Origin of the sequence: Nocardioides sp. NPDC092400 (assembly GCF_040684155.1) — a bacterium.
Lineage (GTDB): Bacteria > Actinomycetota > Actinomycetes > Propionibacteriales > Nocardioidaceae > Nocardioides.
This window is the reverse complement of sequence record NZ_JBFBFJ010000004.1, coordinates 1-20,401: the sequence shown is the minus strand read 5'-3', so window position 1 is coordinate 20,401 and position 20,401 is coordinate 1. Positions and strand designations below refer to the sequence as shown.

The following is a 20,401-nucleotide window of genomic DNA, read 5'->3' as shown; positions in this document are numbered from 1 at the left end:
CCCGTCCGCCCGGTCCGGGTCAGCGGATCTGGGCCCCGGAGATCGCGCGGGCGATGACGAGGCGCTGGATCTCCGAGGTGCCCTCGAAGATCGTGTAGATCTTGGCGTCGCGGGCCATCCGCTCCACGGGGTACTCGCGGGTGAACCCGTTGCCGCCGAGGATCTGCATGGCCTGGCCGGTGACCTTGACGGCCGTCTCGCCGGCGACCAGCTTGGACATCGACCCCTCGGCCGCCTCGAAGGTCTTGCCCTGGCTGGCCATCCACGCGGCACGCCACACCAGCAGCCGGGCGGCGTCGATGGAGGTCTTCATGTCGGCCAGCGCGAAGGCGATGGCCTGGTTCTCGATGATCGGCCGGCCGAACTGCTCGCGGGTCCCGGCGTAGTCCAGCGCCACCTCGTAGGCAGCCCGGGCGATGCCGACGGCCTGGGCCCCGACCGCGGGGCGGGTCCGCTCGAACGTCGCCATGCTGGCGTTGCCGCCGGCGCGGGTGCCCTCCCGGGCGCGGGCCAGGCGGGCGTCGAGCTTCTCCTTGCCGCCCAGCAGGCAGCGGCCCGGCACGCGCACCTGGTCGAGCACGACCTCGGCGGTGTGGGAGGCGCGGATGCCGTGCTTGTGGAACTTCTGCCCCTGGCTGAGGCCCTTGGTGCCGGGCGGGACGACGAACGACGCCTGGCCGCGCGAGCGCAGGTCGGGGTCGACGACCGCGGTGACGACGTGCACGTCGGCCAGGCCGCCGTTCGTCGCCCACGTCTTGGTCCCGTTGACGACCCACTCGTCGGTCGCCTCGTCGTACGTCGCACGCGTGCGCATCGCGCCCACGTCGCTGCCGGCGTCGGGCTCGGAGGAGCAGAACGCGCCGAGGCGCAGGTCCCCGGGCTGGCCGAACATCTCCGGGACCCACTCGCCGACCTGCTCGGGCGTGCCGTTCGCGCTGACGCCGGCGGCCGCGAGGGCGGTGCCGACGATGGCGAGGCCGATGCCGGCGTCGCCCCAGAAGAGCTCCTCCATGGTCACCGGGATGCCGAGACCGCTCTCGTCGAAGCTCTGGGTGGCGAAGAAGTCGAGGGAGTAGAGCCCGATCTTCGCGGCCTCCTCCAGCACCGGCCACGGGAACTCCTCGCGCTCGTCCCACTCCGGCGCGGCCGGGCGGATGACGTCGGCGGCGAAGGAGTGGACCCAGTCGCGCAGCTCGAGGTGGTCGGGGCCGAGGTCGAACGAGGGTGTCGTCACGTACCGGAGGGTAACCACGCGCCTCGCCGGTGTCTGCGCACCACGACGAAGAGCACGAGCGCCAGCAGCACCAGGGGCAGGTGGGTGAGCACGGTCAGCGCGACCAGCCCCCCGGCGACCGCGAGCACCGCCGGCGAGGGCCCCGACCGACGGGCCGCCCCCCGGCCCGGCACGGACCGGACGGACCGGGTGGACCGGAGGGGTGCGGCCGGAGGGGCGGCCGGCAGGTCGCGGAACACGGGACCCAGGTCCGCCCGCGTGCGGGCGGCCCAGACCCGGTCGAGGCGCTCCGCGTGCTCCTCGGCGGTCAGCCGGCCCTCGGCGTAGTGCTCTGCGAGGTCGGCCGCCGCCCGGTCGCGCTCGGCGTCGCCGATGCGCAGGTGCTCGTTCATGCGTCCGTGGCGGGCCGGTCGTCCGGCCGGTCCCCGGCCTGGTCGTCGGCCGGGTCCTCGGCCGGGTCGCCGTCGGCGAGGATGCCGTACAGCCGGCGACGGGTGTCGACGAGGACGTCGACGGCCGCGCGGCGCTGGCCCTCGCTGCCGGTGGTGACGATCTGCCAGACCGCGCTCATGACCTGCCCGATCTCGGGACGGACGTCGACGCCGCCGCGGGCGTCCTCGCGGGTCGACGCCTCGAAGGGCGACCAGACCGCGGCGAGCTCCTCGGGGTGCTCGGCGACGTACGCCCGGCCGGCCTCGGTGAGGCGCAGCGCGCGGCGACCGCGGTCGGCGTCGGTCTCGACCAGGCCCTCGTCCTCGAGCTGCTGCACGGTCGGGTACACCGAGCCGGGGCTGGGCCGCCAGGCGCCCTCCGTGCGGTCGGTGATCGCCTGGATGACCTGGTAGCCGTTGAGCTGCTCGGTCTCGCCGGCCGTGGCCAGCACGTCCAGGATGGCCGCACGGACGTCGCCGCGGCGGGCGCGGGGTCCGCGACGGCCGTCGCCGGCGCCCGGGCCGCCGAAGAGGCCGGCGAGCCACGGCGGCGGTCCGCCGCGACGGCCGCCGCCGCGGTGCCCGCCGCCCAGGTCGGACCAGGCGCCCCAGGGTCCGGGGCCGCCGCGCTGGGGGTGGTGGTGGTGCTTCATGGCGCTCTCCTTCGAGTACGTGTCGCGAACTGTTCGCGATCTATCGCGACAGTACGTCGATAGGACCGTCCAGACAAGGACTGCGGTGTCGGATTCCCCGGCCCCCCGGGGATTCCTGCGCTTCTTGGGGGAAACCTCCCCTGGGAAGCGCAGGTTTCACCTGAGGAGTTCCGCCCGAGGGCCGGGACCGCCCGCGGGGCCTGACCTGACAGATGTCATGGCCGACCGGTGAGCCGGCGCACTGGGGCAGGGCCTGATCCGCTGGGAGCGTGGGACGCATGACGACCAGCACTGCTCCTGCCGTCCCCAGCGGTCCGCACATCGAGGTGCGGGGGCTCCACCGGACCTACGGCACGGGCCCCGCGGCGTTCGAGGCCGTCCGCGGCGTCGACCTGGTGGTCGAGGCCGGGACCGTCGTCGCCCTCCTGGGCACGAACGGCGCCGGCAAGACGTCCGCGCTCGAGGTGGTCGAGGGGCTGGCGCCGCCGAGCGCCGGGGAGGTCCGGGTGCTCGGGCTGGACCCGGTGGCCGACCGGGCGGAGGTACGGCGCCGGACCGGCGTGCTGCTGCAGAGCAGTGGGTTCCCGGCGGACCTCACCGTGGCCGAGACGCTGCGCATGTGGGCGGCGACGATGACCGCCCCGCGGCCGGTCGCCGACGCGCTGGCCGACCTCGACCTGGCCGGCCGCGCCGACGTACGGGTCCGCGCCCTCTCCGGCGGCGAGCTGCGCCGCCTGGACCTGGCGTGCACGCTGCTCGGCGAGCCGGAGGTCGTGCTGCTCGACGAGCCCACCACCGGGCTGGACCCGGAGAGCCGCCGCCGCGTGTGGGAGCTGGTCGCGGGCCTGCGCGACCGCGGCTGCTCGGTGCTGCTGACCACCCACCACCTGGAGGAGGCCGAGGAGCTGGCCGACCGGGTGGCGATCATGCACGCCGGGCGCATCGTCCGCGAGGGCACGCCCGCCCAGCTCGGCGCCGACCACCCCTCGACGATCCGGTTCGAGGGCACCGCGGCCGGGCTCCCCGACCTGCACGGTCTGCCCGCGGTCGCCCGGGTCGGCACCGACCACGGCACCACGACCATCGGGTCCCGCGACCTGCAGGCGACGCTGACCGCGCTGCTCACCGCCGCGGCCGACCGCGACGTGCGCCTGCCCGGCCTCGAGGCCCGCAGCGCCTCGCTCGAGTCGGTCTTCCTCGCCATCGCCTCCGGCGAGGAGCCGGCCCCCGCACCCGCACCCACACCCGAACCCGCCCGCCCGACCGGAGGAGCCGCCCGATGACCACGCTCTCGCTGTCCCGCACCGCGGGCCTGGCCCGCGCGAACGCCACCCTGGTCCTGCGCAACCGGCTCACGCTCATCTACGGCGTCGTCCTCCCGCTGCTCCCGCTCGGCCTGCTGCTGGTCGGCGACAGCGGGTCGGAGGACTCCGGCGGCGCCGGCGCGGCCGCGATCATGACCGCGCTGATGATGGCGGCGCTCTTCCCGGTCTTCTACAACCTGCTTTCCCAGCTGGTCACCCGCCGCGACGAGCTGGTGCTCAAGCGGCTGCGCACCGGCGAGAGCACCGACGCGGAGATCATCACCTCGCTGGCGCTGCCCGGCTTCGCGGTAGCGCTGGCGACCGCCGTGGTCGCGGTGCCGCTCGCGATCGCCTTCGGCCAGAACGCGCCGCTCAACCCGCTGCTGTACGCCGTGACCGTGGTCGTCACGCTGCTGATGTTCGCGGCGTTCGCGCTGTGGACGGCCGCCTGGACCAGCAACGCCGAGGCCGCCCAGATCACGAGCATGCCGGTGATCCTGCTCGCCGTGCTGGGCCAGGTCGCGATCGGCTTCCCCGACGAGGTCCGTCGGTTCACCGACCTGACGCCGGGCGCCGCGATGACCGACCTGGTGCGGGTGAGCTGGTTCGGCATGGAGACCGGCAGCACCGAGCGGACACTCGACTTCGCCGGCAGCTGGGCGGCCGCCGGGCAGCCGCTGCTGGTGCTGGTCGCGTGGGCGGCGCTGGCCGGGTACCTCGCCCGCCGCTCGATGCGGTGGGAGCCCCGCGCCTGACGGCGCGACTAGGGTCGGGGCCGTGCTGCAGCGGTGGTGGCGTCGCGCCTGGTCCGACCGCGACCAGGTCCAGCGCGTGGACCTGTACACCCGCCAGTCGCTCTACGTCATCGCCGGCGGGATGAACCTCCTGATCCTCCTCGGCGCCGTGCCTGCGGCGCGCCAGCACCCCGCGGCGTACGCCACGACCGTCGCGGCCGGCGCCGCGCTCTCCGTGGCCTCCGCCTGGTCGCTGCGCGACGCCATCCGGATCTACCCGCACACCGGCCCGCTGCCCGTCCGGAGCACCGGCGTCCTGGTCGGCCTCGCCGTCCTCGCGACCGCCGGGGCGCGGGCGCTGCCGACCGACCTGCCGGACGCCCTCGGGCTGCTCGCGGCGTTCTCCCTGGCCTGGGGCCTGGGCGGCTACCGCGACCGCCGGGTCGCGGTCGCCGGTCTCGTCGGCATCGGTGTGGCCGCCTGGCTGCCGTCGAGCGACCCCGCGACGGCGACGTACGGCGTGCTGGTCGGGGCGTTCTTCATGACCACCGCCCGGCTCTCGCTGTGGCTGCTCGACATCGTCCTGGAGCTCGACCGCGGGCGCGACGCCGAGGCGGCGCTGGCGGTCGCCGAGGAGCGGCTCCGGTTCTCCCGCGACGTCCACGACGTGCTGGGCCGACGGCTGGCGACGATCGCGGTCCAGGCCGAGCTCGCCGCCACGCTCGCGGGCCGCGGCGACGAGCGCGCGGCCGACCGGATGCTCGAGGTCCGCTCGCTGGCCCACGAGGGTCTGAAGGAGGCCCGCGAGCTGGCGCGCGGCTACCGGGCGGTCGACCTGGCCCAGGAGCTGGACGGCGCCGTCGCGCTGCTGCGCTCGGCCGGCATCGACGCCACCGCCGACGTCGACGGGCTGCCCGAGGAGTGGCACGAGCCGGCGGCGTGGGTGGTGCGCGAGGCCGTCACCAACGTGCTGCGGCACTCCCGGGCCACCTGCGTCGAGGTGCAGTACGCCGCGGGCGCCCTGACCGTGCGCAACGACGGCGCCCTGCCCGAGAGCGGCGGGGACGGCGCCGCCGGCACGGGCCTGGCCGGCGTGCGGTCGCGCCTGGCCACCCTCGGCGCCGGGCTCGAGACGGTCCGGGACGCCGACTCCTTCACGGTGCGGATGGTGCTGCCGTGAGCGGGGGCCCGGTGGTCCGCGTGCTGCTGGCCGACGACGAGAACCTCATCCGCGAGGCGCTCGCCCAGATGCTCGACCTCGAGGACGACCTCGACGTGGTCGCGCAGGCCGCCTCGGGCCCCGAGGCCGTCGCCGCCGCGGTCCGGGCCGGCGTCGACGTGGCGGTGCTCGACCTGCAGATGCCCGGCCTCGACGGCATCGCCGTGGCCGAGCGGCTCGCCGCAGACCTCCCCGGGTGCGCCACCGTGATCGTCACCAGCCACGGCCGGCCCGGCCACCTCAAGCGGGCGCTGGCGGCGGGCGTGCGGGGGTTCCTGCCCAAGACCACCTCCGCCGCGACCCTGGCGCGGGTGGTGCGGACCGTCCACGCGGGCGGCCGGTACGTCGACCCCGACCTGGCCACCGAGGCGATCGCCGCCGGGGACAGCCCACTGACCCCGCGGGAGGCCGACGTGCTGGAGCTGGCCGCGGACGGGGCGCCCGTCGACGAGATCGCCGCCCGCGCCTCGCTCTCCCCCGGGACCGTGCGCAACTACCTGTCCAGCGCCGTCATCAAGCTCGGCGCCGCCAACCGGCACGACGCCTGCGCCATCGCCCGCCGGATGGGGTGGATCTGAGACCGGGCGGCTACCGGGCCAGCCAGGCGGCGTACGCGTCGAAGGTGTAGGGCCGCCCCAGGAAGTCCTCGACCAGGTCCGCGGCGTCCTTGGCGCCGCCCGGCGCCAGCACGCGGTCCCGGTAGCGCCCGGCCACCTCGGGGTCGAACAGGTCCGCGGGGTCGAAGGCGCTGAAGAGGTCCTTGGCGATCACGAGCGACCACATGTAGGTGTAGTACGCCGAGGAGTAGCCGCCGAGGTGGCCGAAGCTGGCGAACATGTGGGTCCCCTCGATCCACCGCAGCGGCGAGTACTGCTCCTGCAGCTCCACCATCCGGGCGGTGAGGTCGTCGGGCCGCTCGGCGTGGAACCAGTAGGACATCGCGGCGTAGAACATCTGCACCCGCGCGAAGGTGCCCTTGCCGAAGTCGTCGGCCCTCCGCATCCGCTCGACGAGGTCGGCGGGGATCGGCTCGCCGGCCGCGTCGGTGGCGAAGGAGCGCAGGACCTCGGCGTCCCACGCCCACTCCTCGAGCATCTGGCTCGGCGCCTCGACGAAGTCCCACTCGGTGGCGACGCCCGCGAACCGCGCCCACCGGCCGTGGCCGCCGAGCACGTGGTGCACCAGGTGGCCGAACTCGTGGAACAGCGTCACGACGTGGTCGTGCTCCATCAGGCCGCGGGAGAAGTTGCAGACCAGGACGCCCTCGGGCAGCTGCTCACCGGCGACGCCGTCGACGAGGGTGAACTGCGCGGCGTGGCCGTACTTGCCCTCGCGCGGGTGGAGGTCGAGGTAGATCCTCCCGACGGCGGAGCCGTCCACGGCCGAGGTGACGTCGTACGCCGTGACGTCGGGCGCCCAGACGGGCGCGTCGGGGACCGGCTCGTAGTGCAGGCCGAAGAGCCGGCCGGTCACGTCGAGCAGGCCCTGGCGGACCTTGGCGAACTCGAAGTAGGTCCGCACCAGCTGGGCGTCGACCTCGAGCTGCTCCTTGCGGACCAGCTCCTCGTAGTAGGCGGAGTCGACGGCGGTGAGCGCGTCGGCCTCGGGCCGGTCCCGGCGCAGCCGGTCGAGCACCAGGGCCAGGTCGCGCTCCCCCGGCTCGCGCGCGGCCTCGGCGATCCGGTCGATGAACTCCGGGATCGCGGCGCCGGAGCCGATCATCTTCACGGCCGCGTCGTAGGACGGCCAGGAGTCGTAGCCCACCAGCGTCGCGCGCTCGTGGCGCAGGGCGAACAGCTCGCGCAGCACCTCGTCGTTCTGCGGCCAGCCGCGCTGGAGGAACTCGACGGCGATGTCGCGGCGCACGTCGGCGTCGTGGCAGAACGTCCGGACCGGGACCACGTCGGGGTAGTCGGTGGTGACGGTGACCAGCCCGTCCTCGTCGGGGGCGTGGGAGTCCAGCCAGTCCTGCGGCAGGCCGGCGAGGCGCTCCGGAGCGACACGGATCGACCGGACGTCGTCGCGGATGCCGCGCGAGAAGGCCTGGTCGAGCTCGGTCAGCCGGTCGTCGAGCTCGGCGATCCGGGCCCGGGTCGCGTCGTCCCGGTCGACCCCGGCGCGACGGAAGTCCTCGAGCGTCCTGGTGAGCAGCCGGGCGGCCTGCTCGTCGAGACCGGAGGGGTCCAGCGCGGCGAAGGCGTCGTGGAGCGCGCGGTCCTGGGAGAGCTCCGTGGCGAGCTTCGCGACCTCCTGCTCGGCCCGGTCGCCGGTGTCGCGGACCGCCTCGAGCGGGTGGACGTTGCCGAACAGCGAGCCTGCGGCCGCGACTCCCGAGAGGAGGCGGGTCACCGCGTCCCACTGCTCGAGCGCGGCCACCGGGTCGGTGGGCGGGTCGGCGCGCAGCTCCTCGACCAGGGCGCGTGCCCGGGCCAGCCCGTCCTCGGTGCGGGCGGCCAGCCAGGCCTCGGCGGAGTCGGCGTCGGGCAGCTCGAGCGGCGTCGGCGAGGAGGGCAGCGGTGAGGTCACGCGCCGATGGTAGGCCCGGCGGCCGACGCCACCGGCTGGGCCGTTCCGCCCCGGCGAGGTGGCCTGCGCACCTACCCTGGGGCAATGCTCCGCCCGTCCCTGCGCGCCCGAACGGCTGCCCTCCTCGCCGCTCTCGCGCTCGGCGCGACCCCGCTCGTCGGCCTCACCGGGCTGGCGAGCCCGGCGAGCTCGCAGCCCGCCGACCGCGACGCGGTCCACCAGGCACCGGACAAGGCACCGGACAAGGCGCCGGCGGCGGCCCCTGCGGTCGCGAGGAAGGACCCCCGCAAGACGCGCGGTCTCTTCGTCGACCGGCGGATGCCGGTCTTCGGGCAGGGCTCGCGCTACACGAAGATCGCGGGGAAGTCCCAGGCGCTGTGGCTCGGCATCGAGTACTACCCCACCGACCGCGTCCGCGCGGTCGTCGAGGAGTACGTCGGCATGGCCGCCGAGGCCCGCAAGACCCCCGTGCTCGTCGTCTACTCCATCCCCGACCGCGACTGCGACCAGCACTCCGCCGGCGGCGCGGCCGACGGGGCGGCGTACCGCGTCTGGGTCAAGCAGGTCGCCGCCGGCGTCAAGGGCAGCAAGCCGCTGCTGGTGCTCGAGCCCGACGCGATCCCGTTCATCGGCGACCCCGGCTGCGAGGACGTCGCGGACCGCGTCTCGCTGCTGCGCTTCGCGGTCAAGAAGCTGAGCACGGCCGGCGCCTGGGTCTACCTCGACGCCGGGCACAGCGACTGGCGGCCCTACGACGGCCGCGCGCTGCTGCTCAAGCAGGCGGGGGTGGCCCTGGCGCGCGGCATCGCCACGAACGTGTCGAACTTCCGCAGCCTCCGCGACGAGCTGGCGTACGGCGCCCAGCTCCGCGCCGACCTGGCCGGGCTGGGCGTCACCGGGGTCAAGCAGGTCGTCGACACCTCGCGCAACGGTGCCGCGGACCCCGTGGCCGGCGACGTCATCAACCCGACCTGGGCGCGGGTGGGCCGGGCCCCGAAGCTGGTCTTCGACGGCGCCCTCGACGGGCGGCTGTGGGTCAAGCACCCCGGCGAGTCCGACGGTCCGGTCAACGGTGGCCCCGGGTCGGGCCAGTGGTGCGACCTGCTCGCCGACCGGCTGCTCGGCCTCGGCGAGTCCCCCACCTGCTGAGCCCGCGCCCGGCCCCGCCGGGGCAGCGGCTCACCAGCCCCAGGTGCCCGGGTCCCCCTTGAACGGCCCGACCACGGCCGAGGTGATCCAGCCGCCGTAGAACCCGCCCGGCTGGGGGAGCACCCGCTCGCCGTCGACCCAGCAGGAGTCGACCGCGGACGGCATCACCGCCAGCGCGTCGGCGAGGTCGCGGAACGCCGGGGTCGGGTCGGGGTAGGTCCACGCCGCCCCGGGGGCGGTGCGGCCACCGCCGAGCAGGTCGAGGTAGGCCGCCCGGCCCTTCCACTCGCAGGTGCTCGACCCCTCCGCCGCCCGCAGCGACCCGGCCACGAAGTCCGCGCGCGGCAGGTAGTACGTCGGCGGGTGGCTGGTCTCCAGCACCCGCCACCCCCGGGTGGTCGAGGCGACGGTCACCCCGCCGAGCACCACCTCGAGGCGGGCGGTGGTGGCCTCGAGCCGGGGCGGACGCGGGTAGTCCCACACCGACTCCTGGCCCGGCCCTGGCTTCTCCGGCACGGGTCGTCGCACGTGCTCGACGGTAGCCCGGCGGCCCACCCGTCGCCGGGCGCCGCCGCGGCCGGGCGTAGGTTTCCGCCCCGTGGCAACGGCAGCACGGTTGCGGGGGCTCCTCGCCGACACCCGCCCCCTGCGCGACGAGCACTTCCGTCGGCTGTGGGTCGCCAACATCATCACGGTGATCGGCGCGCAGCTCACCGTCGTGGCGGTGCCGGCGCAGATCTACCAGGAGACCGGCTCCTCGGCGTACGTCGGGCTGACCGGGCTCTTCGGGCTGGTGCCGCTCGTCGTCTTCGGCCTGTACGGCGGCGCGCTGGCCGACGTCTTCGACCGCCGCACGATCCTGGTGGTCACCACGGTGGGACTGATCGTGACCAGCGGCCTGTTCTGGCTGCAGGCCGCGGCCGGCGGGGTCGGCGTGTGGGTGCTGCTGTCGCTGTTCTCGGTGCAGCAGGCGTTCTTCGCGGTCAACCAGCCCACCCGCAGCGCGCTGCTGCCCCGGCTCCTGCCCGCCGAGCTGCTGCCGGCGGCGAACTCGCTGAACATGACCGTCTTCCAGGCCGGCGCGATCGCCGGGCCCCTGGTCGCCGGCGCGCTCATCCCGGTCCTCGGCTTCGAGTGGCTCTACCTGATCGACACCTTCACGCTCCTGGCGACGCTGGGAGCGGTGGTGCGGCTCCCGGCGCTGCCGGTGCTCGACGCCGTCGCCGGCGCGCCCGGGCTGCGGTCGGTCGTCGAGGGGCTGGCCTACCTGCGCGGGCACCCCGTGCTGCTGATGTCCTTCGTCGTCGACATCGTCGCGATGGTCTTCGGCATGCCGCGGGCGCTGTTCCCCGAGATCGCGCACCTCGACTTCGGCGGCCCCGACGAGGGCGGGCTGGTCTTCGCGGCGCTGTTCGCCGCGATCCCCGCCGGCGCGGTGGTCGGCGGCGTGCTGAGCGGCTGGGTGTCGCGGGTCGAGCGGCAGGGCCGGGCGGTCGTCTGGTGCATCGTCGTGTGGGGCGGCGCGATGACCGGGTTCGGCCTGGCCGTGGGGCTCGCCGACCGCTGGCGGGAGCCGATGCTCGTGGTGGCGCTGCTGATGCTCGTCCTGGGCGGTGCCGCCGACATGGCCTCCGCGGCGTTCCGCACCTCGATGCTGCAGGCCGCCGCGAACGACTCGGTGCGCGGCCGGCTGCAGGGCGTCTTCATCGTCGTGGTGGCCGGCGGGCCGCGCGTCGCCGACGTGGCGCACGGTGCCGCTGCGACCGCCGTCGGGACCGCGGCGGCCGCCGCCGGCGGTGGCGTGCTGGTCGTCGTCGGCACCGTCGTCGCGGCCCTGGCGGTGCCGTCGTTCGTCCGCTACCGGATCACGCGCCCAGCAACCCTCTGACGTACGCCGCCTGGCCGAGGTGCTTGGTGTCGTCGTCGACCACGCTGACCAGGCGCGCGCCGAGGGTGACCGGCGGGTCCCAGCTGTCGTCGACGACCCGGTCGAGGTCGTCGGGGCCGACCGTGTCGAGGAACGCCACCGTCTGCTCGTGCACCGCGCGGAGGTACGCCGCCAGCAGGTCCGCCGGCGCGCGGACCCGGCCCACGGCCTCGGCGTCCTGCCCGTAGCCGGTGGCGCCGTCGTCGAAGGGCAGGTCGAACCGCTCCGCGAACCCCTGGGCGGTCCACACCTGCTCCTGTCCGGCCACGTCGGCCACGTGGTCGTCCTGGACGCGGGCCAGGTGCCAGACCAGCCACGCGATCGGGTTGGCGTCCGGCGCCGGCCGGCGGGTCAGCTGGTCGTCGGTCAGGCCGTCCACGACCGCCGTACCGCTCTCGACGATGCGCCCGAAGGCGTCCTTCAACAGGTCTGCGGGAGTCATGCCTACCGACGGTACGTCGCCGCTGGGGGTACCGGCCGTCACATGAGGCTCCCGTCGGTCCCCGGTCCCCGCGACGTCCGCTGGCTCGTCGAGCAGGCGATGGCCGTCGCCCCGCGGGCGGCGAACCTGCTCGGCGGGGCCGAGGACCTGCTCGCGCAGGCCGGGGGGCTGCTCGCTCGCGTGCAGGCGCTGGTCGCGCGCGTCGAGTCGATCGTCGAGGACGTCGACGGCATCCGGGCGCGGGCCGACGAGCTGGTCGCGGGCGTCGACGAGATCCGGGTCCGCGCGAGCGCGTCCATCGACGGGGTCGACGAGATCCGGGGCCGGGCCGACACGGTGATCGGCGGCGTCGACGAGGTGCGCGGGCGCGCGGTGGACGTCGTGGACCAGGCGCAGCGGATCGCCGACAAGGGCGAGCGCGCGATGGGCGGCCTCGACGACGTGCGGGAACGGGCCGACGTGCTGCTCCGCCGCGTCGAGGAGGGCGCGGTCGGGCGGATGCTCGACCTCGCCGAGCGCCTCGAGCCCTCGCTCGAGGCGCTGGAGCCGGTGCTGACCCGCCTGGCCGAGACGACCACGCCGGCGGAGGTAGACGCCGTCGTCGGCATGGTGAACAAGCTGCCGGCGCTGGAGAAGGCGCTGCACGAGGACGTCATGCCGCTGCTGCACCGCCTCGACAGCGTCGCACCCGACATGCACTCGATGCTCGAGGTGACCCAGGAGCTCAGCGAGCTCGTCCTCAACCTGCCCGGGATGGGCCGGATCAAGAAGAAGGTCGAGGAGCAGCAGGACGACGACGCCCCCGACTGATCCCCTCGCGCCGCGTCGCTCGTCGGCGCGGCTGGGTACCGCTGGGGCATGACGCGCTTCGGCTACACCCTGATGACCGAGCAGAGCGGACCGCGGGAGCTGGTGAAGTACGCCGTGGCGGCCGAGACCGCCGGCTTCGACTTCGAGGTCTCCAGCGACCACTACTCCCCGTGGCTGACCGAGCAGGGCCACGCGCCGTACGCCTGGACCACGCTCGGTGCGGTCGCCCAGGCCACCGAGCGGGTCGGCCTGATGACGTACGTGACCTGCCCGACGCTTCGCTACCACCCGGCCGTCGTCGCGCAGAAGGCCGCGACGCTGCAGATCCTCGCCGAGGGCCGCTTCACCCTCGGCCTGGGCAGCGGCGAGAACCTCAACGAGCACGTCGTCGGCGCCGGCTGGCCGGCGATCGGCCCCCGGCAGGAAATGCTGCGCGAGGCCATCGAGATCATCCGCGCGCTGCACACCGGCGAGCTCGTCGACTACCGCGGGCAGCACTTCGACGTCGAGTCCGCCCGGGTCTGGGACCTGCCCGAGGAGCCCGTCCAGATCGGCGTGGCCGTCGCCGGCGAGCGCGGCCTCGAGCAGATGGCGCCGCTGGCCGACCACCTCGTCGCCACCGAGCCGCGCAAGGACCTCATCGAGGGCTGGAACAGCGTCGACGGTGCGCCGAAGATCGGGTCCGGCGGCGCCCGCGCGGTCGGGCAGATCCCGATCTGCTGGGGCCCCGACGAGGACGCCGCGGTGGCGCTGGCCCACGAGCAGTTCCGCTGGTTCGCCGGTGGCTGGAAGGTCAACTCCGACCTCCCCACCCCCGCCGGCTTCGCCGGCGCCACGCAGTTCGTCCGCCCCGAGGACGTCGCGGAGTCCATCCCCTGCGGCCCCGACCTCGACAAGATCGTCGAGTCGGTCTCGGCGTTCTGGGAGGCCGGCTTCACCGACATCGCCCTCGTCCAGGTCGGCGACGCCCTGCAGGAGCAGTTCCTCACCGACGCCGCGCTGCCGCTGCTCGAGAAGCTGCGGGCTGCGGCGCCGTCGTCGTAGGCCGGGGTGCGGGGCGGCCCTGCAGGGGTCCCCGGTGAACCGGTGACTCCCTCGCTCACCGGGGCAGATCTGCCCCGCTAAGCGCCGGACTGCCCCGGCAAGGTCGCCCCCGAGGCCGGCGCACGGCCTCCGACCGGCCGCGACCGGCGGCGACTCTCAGCCGCGCAGCTTCTCCAGCCGCTGCCGCAGCAGCGGCGCCCGGTGGGCGTTGCCGTGCAGGTCGACGTACCGCTCGCCGAAGACGGCGAGCAGCGCGTCGTCGAGCCGGCGGACGGCGCCGGGCGGGTAGCGGTAGTCCATCCGCTCGTTGAGCCCGAGCGCCGTGGTCGGGCGGAGGACGTCGGCGAGCTCGTCGAGCGAGGTGATGCCGAGCTCGAGGAGGAGGCCGGAGATCCAGGCGTAGTGGTCGGTGCGCGACCAGCCGGCGTCGGCGTACTGACCGGCGAGGAACGCGGCGAGCTCGCGGGGGTCCAGCCGCGGGTCGTCGTCGACGGTGGGGGTGGGTGCGGCGGGCTCGGCGCGGAGCCGCTCGCGGATGGAGGAGAACTCCCGGTCGGCCAGCTCGAGCAGGCCCGCGGCGAGGGTGAAGCGGCGGTCGAACTCCGAGGCGTGCTCGGCCGGCACCGACCCCTTGTAGCGGATGTCGTGCTCGAACTCCGCCCACGCGTGCTGCACCACCGTCCGCACCTGGACCTGCGCGACCCGCCCGCGGAGCCCGGCGTACGCCGCCTGCGACTCGCGCGCGGCGTCGAGGGCGACCAGCAGGTGGCGCGAGGCGTACCCCCACCGGCCCTCGTCGGCCGTCTGCTGGCCCATGTCGCGGTCGTCGTGGACGACGACCTGGTCGGCCAGCAGGCCGGCCACCGTCTCGACGTCGTCCTGGACATAGGTGATCACCCGGACGCCGAGCTGGTCGGTGATGTCGGTGAGCGGCTCGGGGTACATCGGCTCCCCGTCGCGGACCCGGCCGGCCTTCTCGGCGAAGGACGCGACCGACTTGGTGCGACCGGTGACCGAGAGGTAGTTGATGCCGGCCTCGTCGAGGATCGAGGTCACCAGTGCGACGGCCTGCTCCCCGGCGAGCGAGAGGTCGGCGTGCTCCGCGGCGTAGGTCTGGATCGCCGCGCGGATCGACGCGCTGCCGTCGGGGAGGGCGGGGGTGACGATGTAGCCCTCGGCGAGGTCGCCGTAGACGGTCGTCCGGTCGGGGAAGCGGTCGGCGAACAGCCCGACGTAGGCGCACACGACCGCGTCGACCTGGTCCTCCACCACGCGCAGCTCGCTCTTGCGGGTCGCGGTCTCGACCGCGTGGCGCAGCGCGGCCCAGGTCTCCTCGGTGCGCACGACCGACTCGACGTGCTTCATCAGCGTGAGCAGCTCGCCGCGGAGCAGCTCGACGTCGCGGCCGCGCTTGTCCTTGTACTTCAGCGTGCGGCCGAGCCCGAAGAGCACGATGGTCGCCGGGTGCGGGTAGACCTCGATCGCGCGCCGCGCGCGACCCGAGCGCGGGTCCATGTCCAGGCCCAGCCGCTTGCAGATCCGCGCGCCGCGGGGGCCGTCGCGGAACTCGGGCTTGGAGAGGTTCGAGGGGTGGCAGCCGGCCTCGAAGCGCCGGAAGTCGCGGGTCAGCGCCTTCTCGGCCGGGCGGGAGCCGGTCTCGTTGCGCACCACCAGCGGGGCGTCGATCGCGACCAGGCACGGCCCGTCGACGTACGGCGCGAGCCGCTCGGCGATCTCGTCGTCGGTGCGCACCGCCGAGACGTGCACCAGCGCACCGTCCTCGTCGAGGACGGCGAGACCGGTCGGCTGCCGCTCGCCCCAGGCGAGGTCGATCCCGATGTGGTGCACGCGGTCAGCCTGCCCTACCGCGACGACATCCGGACCGGACCCGGCACGGTCCAGACGGCGATCGCGGTGGTGACCGGGACCGCGAGCACCAGGCCGGTGCTGCTGACCAGCGTCCGGACCACCTCCTGGGCGATCTCCTCGGTGGCGAGCAGCTCGCCGATCGACAGCCCGTAGAGCGAGAGCACCATCATCAGCACGAGCGCGGTGCCGGCGTAGGCGAAGACGATCGTGTAGATCGTCGAGGCGATGTGGTCGCGCCCGATGCGCATGCCGCTGAGGAACAGCCGCCGCCGGCCCAGCTCGGGTGCCGCGCCGCGCAGCTCCCAGACCGCGGAGGACTGGGTGATCGTGACGTCGTTGAGCACGCCGAGGCCCGCGACGACCAGCGCGCAGGTGAAGACGTCCTGCAGGTCCAGGCCACCGATGTACGTCGTGAGGAACCCGGCCTCCTCGCTGCCGAAGCCGGTCAGCCGGGTGGCACGGGTGGCGACCAGGCCCAGGCCGGCGGTCAGCGCGAGCCCGACCAGCGTGCCGGCCAGCGCGGCGCTGGTGCGCAGCGAGAAGCCGTGGGTCGTGTACAGCACCACCACCATGATCAGCGTGGAGGCGACCAGGCCGACGGCGAGCCCGGGCTCCCCGGTGAGCAGCGCCGGCAGCACGAAGCCCAGCAGCACCAGGCCGGCGAACCCCAGGCCGAGCAGCGCCAGCAGGCCGCGCCAGCGTGCGACGAGCAGCACGACGAGCACGAACAGCCCGGCGAGCAGCCACAGCGGCGTCTCGCGGTCGGTGCCGAAGTAGGTGTACTCGTAGCCGCCGTCGGCCGTCTCGGCCGCCTGCAGCCGCAGGCTGTCGCCCGGCTCGAGGTCGAGCCCGGCGACCTCCGGCGGCAGGCCGACGCTGCGCCGGCTGCCCTCCTCGGGTCCGCTCTCGAGGGTGACCGACGCGGTCGTGTCCTCGACCGAGCGGAGCGTGGCGTCGACGAAGGACACCCCCGGCCCCTGGAACGACACCTCCTCACGCAGCCGGTCGGCCTCCGCGCGGTCCGGCCACAGCATCGCGAGCCCGATCAGCGCGAGGACGCCGGCCACCGCCAGCGCACCGAGCAGGACGGCCCGCGCACCGCGACGTACGTCGACCTCCGCGTGCGGCCCGTGCCCTCCGTGCCCGTGCCCGTGCCCCTGCGCCGGCCCGGCCGTGTGCCGACCACCCATCCCCGGCCCGCCCTCAGGCGAGCAGGTCGCGGGTGATGCCCGCGACGTCGGTGACGCCGCTGAGCGCCATCGTGAGGTCGAGCTCGGCCATCAGGTGCTCCATCACCGCCCGGACCCCGGCCTCGCCGCCCAGCGCGAGCCCGTAGACCCACGGCCGGCCCACGAGCACCGCCTGCGCGCCGAGCGCCAGCGCCTTGAACGCGTCGGCCCCGCTGCGCACGCCGCTGTCGAAGAGCACCGGCACCCGGCCGCCGACGGTGTCGACGACCTGCGGGAGGGCGTCGAGCGAGGCGATCGCGCCGTCGACCTGCCGGCCCCCGTGGTTGGACACCACGATGCCGTCGACGCCGTGCTCGAGGGCGAGCTGGGCGTCGCGGGGGTCCTGGATGCCCTTGAGGACGATCGGCAGCGAGGTCCGCTCGCGCAGGTAGGAGATGTCCTCCCAGGTCAGCGAGGAGCGGGAGAAGACGTCGAGGAAGGTCTCGACCGCGGCCCGGGGCACCGGCGAGCGCAGGTTGTCGAGGAACCGGCCCGGGTAGTGCCGCGTCATCGACAGCAGCGCACGCACCGCCGCCGGCGTGGGGCGCGGCTGCGTGCCCTCGACGGCGGGCGGGTTCGCCGCGCGGGCCTCGGCGAGGGAGCGGAAGTGCGGGTCGCTGGTGTACTGCGCGATGCCCTCGGCCCGCGCGAACGGCAGGTAGGCCAGGTCCAGGTCGCGCGTGCGCCAGCCCAGCACGTGGGTGTCGAGGGTGACGACGAGCGCGTCGCTGCCGATCTCCTCGGCCCGCCGGACGAAGGAGTCGACGACGCCGTCGTCCTTGGACCAGTAGAGCTGGTACCAGCGCGGCGACGCCCCGAGGTCGGCGGCGACCTCCTCCATCGGCACCGACGCCTGGGTGGAGAGGACCATCGGGACGCCGAGGGACCGCGCGGCCCGCGCGACGGCGTGCTCGGCCTCGCGGTGGGCCATCTCGAGGACGCCGATGGGGGCAAGGAGGTACGGCGAGGGCAGCCGGCGGCCGAACAGCTCGACGGACTGGTCGCGCTCCTCGACGTCGACCAGCATCCGGGGCACGATCCGGTGGCGGTCGAACGCGTCGGTGTTCGCCCGCACGGTCCGCTGCTGGCCGGCGCCGCCGGCGACGTACGACCACGCCTCGGCGCTCATCCGCCGCTGCGCCGCGGCCTCGAGCGCAGCGGGCTCGACCGGGACGACCGGCCGGCGGCCGAAGACGCCCTCGCGGTAGATCCGCGCCTGGACCTCGCGCCCGACGCTGGTCGCGGCCTCCACCGCGCGCTCCGCCATCCGGCCGACCTCGTGCAACGTCGTCTGTCCCGTGTCGCTCACGCCGCTCAGTGTTCCAGGGCCTGGCTAGTCTCGGCCCATGCCGCTCGCCTCCACCGTCGCCCGTGTCGCGCTCGGCTCGATCATGGTGGGCGCGGGGGTGCTGCACCTGACCAGCCAGCGCGAGGAGTTCCAGGCGCAGGTGCCCGGGTGGTTCCCGGTCGACGAGGACCTCACCGTCCTCGGCTCCGGCGTGGTCGAGATCGGTCTCGGCGCGGCGTTCGTGGCGCTGCCGCGGCACCGCCGGCTGGTCGGCGCCCTGCTCGCGGCGTTCTACGTCGTGATCTTCCCCGGCAACGTCGCCCAGTACGTCGAGGGCACCGACGCCTTCGGGCTCGACACCGACACCAAGCGGCTCGTGCGCCTCTTCTTCCAGCCCCTCCTGGTGCTGTGGGCGCTGTTCGGCGGCGGGCTGCTGGGCCGCCGCTCCCGTGGCTGACCGGCCCGCCGCGGCCCGCCGGCCGGTCGACCTCGCGGCCGTCGCCTGGCCGCGTCGCACCGAGCGCCTGGTGCTGCGCCGCGCCGTGCCCGGGGACGCCGCGGCGCTCTGGGAGGTACGGCGCCACCCGTCGGCGCACGAGTGGCTCACCGCCGGGGTGCCCGACCGGGCGTCGTACGCCGCGGAGCTCGCGCGTCACGAACGGCTCGAGCACCTGCTGGTCCTCGAGCTCGACGGCGTCGTCGTCGGCGACCTGATGCTGCGGATCACCGACGCCTGGGCGCAGGCCGAGGTCGGCGAGCAGGCGCTCGCCGTCCAGGCGGAGCTGGGCTGGGTGCTGCACCCCGACCACGCCGGCCGCGGCCTCGCGACCGAGGCGGCGGCCGAGCTGCTGCGGATCTGCTTCGAGGACCTGGGGCTGCGGCGGGTGACCGCCGAGTGCTTCGCGGACAACACCGCGTCCTGGCGGATCATGGAGCGCCTCGGCATGCGCCGGGAGACCCATGCCGTCGCCGACGCCCTGCACCGCTCCGGGCGGTGGCTGGACAGCTACGGGTACGCCGTCCTCGCCGAGGAGTGGCACGCCGCGCGCCGCTGACCACAGCCGGCCGGGCAGCTCGGGCCCGTCTCAGAGCGTCGGGCGCACGTCGCCCAGCCAGCGCAGCACGGTCGAGCGCACCCGGCCAGCCCGTCGTTCGAGGGGCAGCGCGCTGCCCGCACCCGCGACCGTGCGCGCGGTGACCCGCTCGCTCGTCGCGAACAGCCGCTCCGCGGCCCGCTGCGACAGGGGTCGGACCCGGGTGTCGCGGTCGCCGGTGAGAAGCAGGACGGGCACCTCGACGCGGCCGGCGGTCACCGTCGCGGAGCCGACCGCGGCCAGCAGGCTGGAGACGTCGCCGAACGGGGTCGGGTTCCGCTTCGCGGTCGCCAGCGAGCGCACCCGCGCCGTCGCCGAGGCGAACAGCAGCCGACGGAAGTCCGCCGCGCTCGCGCCGTGCTCGGAGTAGCCGCCGCCGCCGAGGCACCGCGCCAGCTGGTCGGCGGCCTCGCGGACGGCGAGCGCGGTCGGGGTCGCGGTCGGGGCCGACATCAGCACCAGCCCGGCGACGTCGTCGAACTCCGCGGCCTCGAGCTGGGCGAGGGTCGCGCCGGTCCCGTGCCCGTGCAGCACGACGTGGGTGGCGTGCGGGGGCTGGTCGTCCTCGTGGGACCGGTCGGCGAAGCGGTAGACACCCGAGTAGAGGTGCTGGACGACCTGGTGCAGCATCGTCGCCTGCGCTCCCAGGCAGGTCGCGTTGCCGTCGGCCAGTGGGCTGCGGTCGTAGCCCAGCCGGTCCAGCACCAGCGAGGTCTCCCCGCGGCGCGCGAGCCTCGTCGCGTAGTCCACGCCCGGCACCCGCCGGAGGTTCCAGAACCACGCGCCGGTGCCGGCGTCGTGCACGAGCACGTTCACGCTGACCTTCGCGCCGGCCCCGGCCACCGCTCGTCGCGGACCCACCAGGCGGCCGCGCAGCACGTGCGCCTGGTTGTCCGAGAGGCACAGTGCCGACGTCTCGTTCGCGTTGCTGACGTCGAACTCCACCGGCCGGCTCACCACCCGCGCGGGCCTGACGGCCGGGGCGCCCGGCCCCGCCACCTCGGTCACCCGGGCCGGCGCCGGGCGGACGGCCGGCTCGGCGTACGACGGGACGGCGAGGGCGGCGCTGCCGAGAGCGAGTCCGACGAGACCCACGAGGACGGAGACGGCACGCTGACGCATGCTGTTGAACGTAGTTCAACAGTCTCGGCGGCGACAGACCGTCGGTATGTGACCTTCGGCTCGCCGGTCGACCGCGACCCCGCCCCCGCGGGCGCTCAGCCGGCCAGCACCTCGTCGAGCGCGACCGCGTCGATCCCGACGGCCTGCCCGACCGGGGCGTTGGTCAGCCGCCCCGCACGGGTGTTCAGGCCCAGCGCGAGCGAGGCGTCCTCCCGGCACGCCCGCGCCCAGCCCTTGTCGGCCAGCGCCACCACGTAGGGCAACGTCGCGTTGGTCAACGCATACGTCGAGGTGTTCGGCACCGCCCCCGGCATGTTCGCCACGCA

20 protein-coding genes and 1 pseudogene are annotated in these 20,401 nt (G+C 74.9%); 10 read left to right on the top strand and 11 right to left on the bottom strand.

The window, feature by feature from the left end:
- Nucleotides 1-19: 19 nt before the first annotated feature.
- From AB0N29_RS13845 to AB0N29_RS13835, 3 genes are read right to left on the bottom strand one after another with little or no spacing between them, the layout of a single operon-like run.
- Nucleotides 20-1,234, bottom strand: a complete 1,215-nt coding sequence (locus AB0N29_RS13845; RefSeq protein WP_364867525.1) for an acyl-CoA dehydrogenase family protein — start codon at nt 1,232-1,234, stop codon at nt 20-22.
- Nucleotides 1,231-1,626 carry a DUF1707 domain-containing protein gene (locus AB0N29_RS13840; protein WP_364867523.1) on the bottom strand — a complete coding sequence of 132 codons (396 nt, stop codon included), beginning with the start codon at nt 1,624-1,626 and terminating at the stop codon, nt 1,231-1,233. The genes AB0N29_RS13845 and AB0N29_RS13840 overlap by 4 nt, the downstream gene beginning before the upstream one ends.
- Entirely contained in the window at nt 1,623-2,318 is a 696-nt protein-coding gene (locus AB0N29_RS13835) for a PadR family transcriptional regulator (protein WP_364867521.1), read from the bottom strand. Before AB0N29_RS13835 ends, AB0N29_RS13840 begins: the two co-directional genes overlap by 4 nt.
- A 278-nt stretch (nt 2,319-2,596) precedes the next feature.
- Here AB0N29_RS13835 and AB0N29_RS13830 point away from each other — a divergent pair, with 278 nt between their 5' ends.
- Genes AB0N29_RS13830 through AB0N29_RS13815 form a run of 4 tightly spaced genes read left to right on the top strand, consistent with a single transcriptional unit; the run spans nt 2,597 to nt 6,153 of the window.
- Nucleotides 2,597-3,601, top strand: coding sequence for an ABC transporter ATP-binding protein (locus AB0N29_RS13830; RefSeq protein ID WP_364867519.1), 1,005 nt, complete (start codon nt 2,597-2,599; stop codon nt 3,599-3,601).
- Nucleotides 3,598-4,377 carry an ABC transporter permease gene (locus AB0N29_RS13825; protein WP_364867516.1) on the top strand — a complete coding sequence of 260 codons (780 nt, stop codon included), beginning with the start codon at nt 3,598-3,600 and terminating at the stop codon, nt 4,375-4,377. Before AB0N29_RS13830 ends, AB0N29_RS13825 begins: the two co-directional genes overlap by 4 nt.
- Nucleotides 4,378-4,399: 22 nt before the next feature.
- Nucleotides 4,400-5,536 (top strand): histidine kinase, encoded by a 1,137-nt coding sequence (locus AB0N29_RS13820; RefSeq protein WP_302268761.1) that lies wholly within the window; start codon nt 4,400-4,402, stop codon nt 5,534-5,536.
- Nucleotides 5,537-5,547: 11 nt separating this feature from the next.
- Nucleotides 5,548-6,153, top strand: a complete 606-nt coding sequence (locus AB0N29_RS13815; protein ID WP_302271744.1) for a response regulator transcription factor — start codon at nt 5,548-5,550, stop codon at nt 6,151-6,153.
- A gap of 10 nt (nt 6,154-6,163) precedes the next feature.
- Here the strand turns inward: AB0N29_RS13815 and AB0N29_RS13810 are convergent, their stop codons facing one another.
- Entirely contained in the window at nt 6,164-8,101 is a 1,938-nt protein-coding gene (locus AB0N29_RS13810; RefSeq protein WP_302268763.1) for a M3 family metallopeptidase, read from the bottom strand.
- Nucleotides 8,102-8,185: 84 nt separating this feature from the next.
- On the opposite strand from AB0N29_RS13810, the gene AB0N29_RS13805 reads away from it, so the two are divergent.
- On the top strand, nt 8,186-9,250 hold the full coding sequence (locus tag AB0N29_RS13805; RefSeq protein WP_364867512.1) for a glycoside hydrolase family 6 protein: 1,065 nt from the start codon (nt 8,186-8,188) through the stop codon (nt 9,248-9,250).
- Between the two features lie 30 nt (nt 9,251-9,280).
- On the opposite strand, the gene AB0N29_RS13800 is transcribed toward AB0N29_RS13805, so the two are convergent.
- A complete protein-coding gene (locus AB0N29_RS13800; protein WP_302268765.1) occupies nt 9,281-9,778 on the bottom strand; it encodes a DUF427 domain-containing protein in 498 nt (165 codons plus the stop codon).
- Nucleotides 9,779-9,848: 70 nt separating this feature from the next.
- Between AB0N29_RS13800 and AB0N29_RS13795 the strand changes: the two genes are divergently transcribed.
- The gene (locus AB0N29_RS13795; RefSeq protein ID WP_364867509.1) at nt 9,849-11,138 is read left to right on the top strand and encodes an MFS transporter; all 1,290 of its coding nucleotides are present in this window, start codon (nt 9,849-9,851) and stop codon (nt 11,136-11,138) included.
- On the opposite strand, the gene AB0N29_RS13790 is transcribed toward AB0N29_RS13795, so the two are convergent.
- On the bottom strand, nt 11,116-11,619 hold the full coding sequence (locus AB0N29_RS13790; RefSeq protein WP_364867507.1) for a DUF664 domain-containing protein: 504 nt from the start codon (nt 11,617-11,619) through the stop codon (nt 11,116-11,118). The two genes, AB0N29_RS13795 and AB0N29_RS13790, sit on opposite strands and share 23 nt — an antisense overlap.
- A gap of 42 nt (nt 11,620-11,661) precedes the next feature.
- On the opposite strand from AB0N29_RS13790, the gene AB0N29_RS13785 reads away from it, so the two are divergent.
- A complete protein-coding gene (locus tag AB0N29_RS13785; RefSeq protein WP_364867504.1) occupies nt 11,662-12,429 on the top strand; it encodes a hypothetical protein in 768 nt (255 codons plus the stop codon).
- A gap of 48 nt (nt 12,430-12,477) precedes the next feature.
- Nucleotides 12,478-13,473, top strand: coding sequence for an LLM class F420-dependent oxidoreductase (locus tag AB0N29_RS13780; RefSeq protein ID WP_302268769.1), 996 nt, complete (start codon nt 12,478-12,480; stop codon nt 13,471-13,473).
- A 156-nt stretch (nt 13,474-13,629) separates the two neighbouring features.
- Here the strand turns inward: AB0N29_RS13780 and AB0N29_RS13775 are convergent, their stop codons facing one another.
- From AB0N29_RS13775 to AB0N29_RS13765, 3 genes are read right to left on the bottom strand one after another with little or no spacing between them, the layout of a single operon-like run.
- A complete protein-coding gene (locus AB0N29_RS13775) occupies nt 13,630-15,321 on the bottom strand; it encodes a DUF429 domain-containing protein (RefSeq protein WP_302268770.1) in 1,692 nt (563 codons plus the stop codon).
- 14 nt (nt 15,322-15,335) lie between these two features.
- A complete protein-coding gene (locus tag AB0N29_RS13770) occupies nt 15,336-16,532 on the bottom strand; it encodes a YibE/F family protein (protein WP_364867501.1) in 1,197 nt (398 codons plus the stop codon).
- 13 nt (nt 16,533-16,545) lie between these two features.
- On the bottom strand, nt 16,546-17,880 hold the full coding sequence (locus tag AB0N29_RS13765) for a lactate 2-monooxygenase (protein ID WP_302268772.1): 1,335 nt from the start codon (nt 17,878-17,880) through the stop codon (nt 16,546-16,548).
- Between the two features lie 37 nt (nt 17,881-17,917).
- On the opposite strand from AB0N29_RS13765, the gene AB0N29_RS13760 reads away from it, so the two are divergent.
- Together AB0N29_RS13760 and AB0N29_RS13755 are read left to right on the top strand one after the other, a co-directional pair.
- Nucleotides 17,918-18,316: a hypothetical protein gene (locus tag AB0N29_RS13760; RefSeq protein WP_302268774.1), complete on the top strand. Its 399-nt coding sequence runs from the start codon at nt 17,918-17,920 to the stop codon at nt 18,314-18,316.
- Nucleotides 18,309-18,914, top strand: coding sequence for a GNAT family protein (locus tag AB0N29_RS13755; RefSeq protein WP_364867498.1), 606 nt, complete (start codon nt 18,309-18,311; stop codon nt 18,912-18,914). The genes AB0N29_RS13760 and AB0N29_RS13755 overlap by 8 nt, the downstream gene beginning before the upstream one ends.
- A gap of 30 nt (nt 18,915-18,944) precedes the next feature.
- Here AB0N29_RS13755 and AB0N29_RS13750 read toward each other — a convergent pair whose 3' ends face one another.
- Both AB0N29_RS13750 and AB0N29_RS13745 read right to left on the bottom strand, forming a co-directional pair.
- On the bottom strand, nt 18,945-20,075 hold the full coding sequence (locus AB0N29_RS13750) for a hypothetical protein (protein WP_364867496.1): 1,131 nt from the start codon (nt 20,073-20,075) through the stop codon (nt 18,945-18,947).
- Nucleotides 20,076-20,170: 95 nt separating this feature from the next.
- Nucleotides 20,171-20,401 (bottom strand): annotated as a pseudogene (locus tag AB0N29_RS13745) (alanine dehydrogenase); the annotation flags it as partial.

Excerpts from the sequence above, each read along its gene's own strand:
- AB0N29_RS13840 (WP_364867523.1), bottom strand. The coding sequence starts at position 1,626 with ATGAACGAGCACCTGCGCATCGGCGACGCCGAGCGCGACCGGGCGGCG.
- AB0N29_RS13835 (WP_364867521.1), bottom strand. The coding sequence starts at position 2,318 with ATGAAGCACCACCACCACCCCCAGCGCGGCGGCCCCGGACCCTGGGGC.
- AB0N29_RS13830 (WP_364867519.1), top strand. The coding sequence starts at position 2,597 with ATGACGACCAGCACTGCTCCTGCCGTCCCCAGCGGTCCGCACATCGAG.
- AB0N29_RS13825 (WP_364867516.1), top strand. The coding sequence starts at position 3,598 with ATGACCACGCTCTCGCTGTCCCGCACCGCGGGCCTGGCCCGCGCGAAC.
- AB0N29_RS13805 (WP_364867512.1), top strand. The coding sequence starts at position 8,186 with ATGCTCCGCCCGTCCCTGCGCGCCCGAACGGCTGCCCTCCTCGCCGCT.
- AB0N29_RS13790 (WP_364867507.1), bottom strand. The coding sequence starts at position 11,619 with ATGACTCCCGCAGACCTGTTGAAGGACGCCTTCGGGCGCATCGTCGAG.
- AB0N29_RS13785 (WP_364867504.1), top strand. The coding sequence starts at position 11,662 with ATGAGGCTCCCGTCGGTCCCCGGTCCCCGCGACGTCCGCTGGCTCGTC.
- AB0N29_RS13780 (WP_302268769.1), top strand. The coding sequence starts at position 12,478 with ATGACGCGCTTCGGCTACACCCTGATGACCGAGCAGAGCGGACCGCGG.
- AB0N29_RS13770 (WP_364867501.1), bottom strand. The coding sequence starts at position 16,532 with ATGGGTGGTCGGCACACGGCCGGGCCGGCGCAGGGGCACGGGCACGGG.
- AB0N29_RS13760 (WP_302268774.1), top strand. The coding sequence starts at position 17,918 with ATGCCGCTCGCCTCCACCGTCGCCCGTGTCGCGCTCGGCTCGATCATG.
- AB0N29_RS13750 (WP_364867496.1), bottom strand. The coding sequence starts at position 20,075 with ATGCGTCAGCGTGCCGTCTCCGTCCTCGTGGGTCTCGTCGGACTCGCT.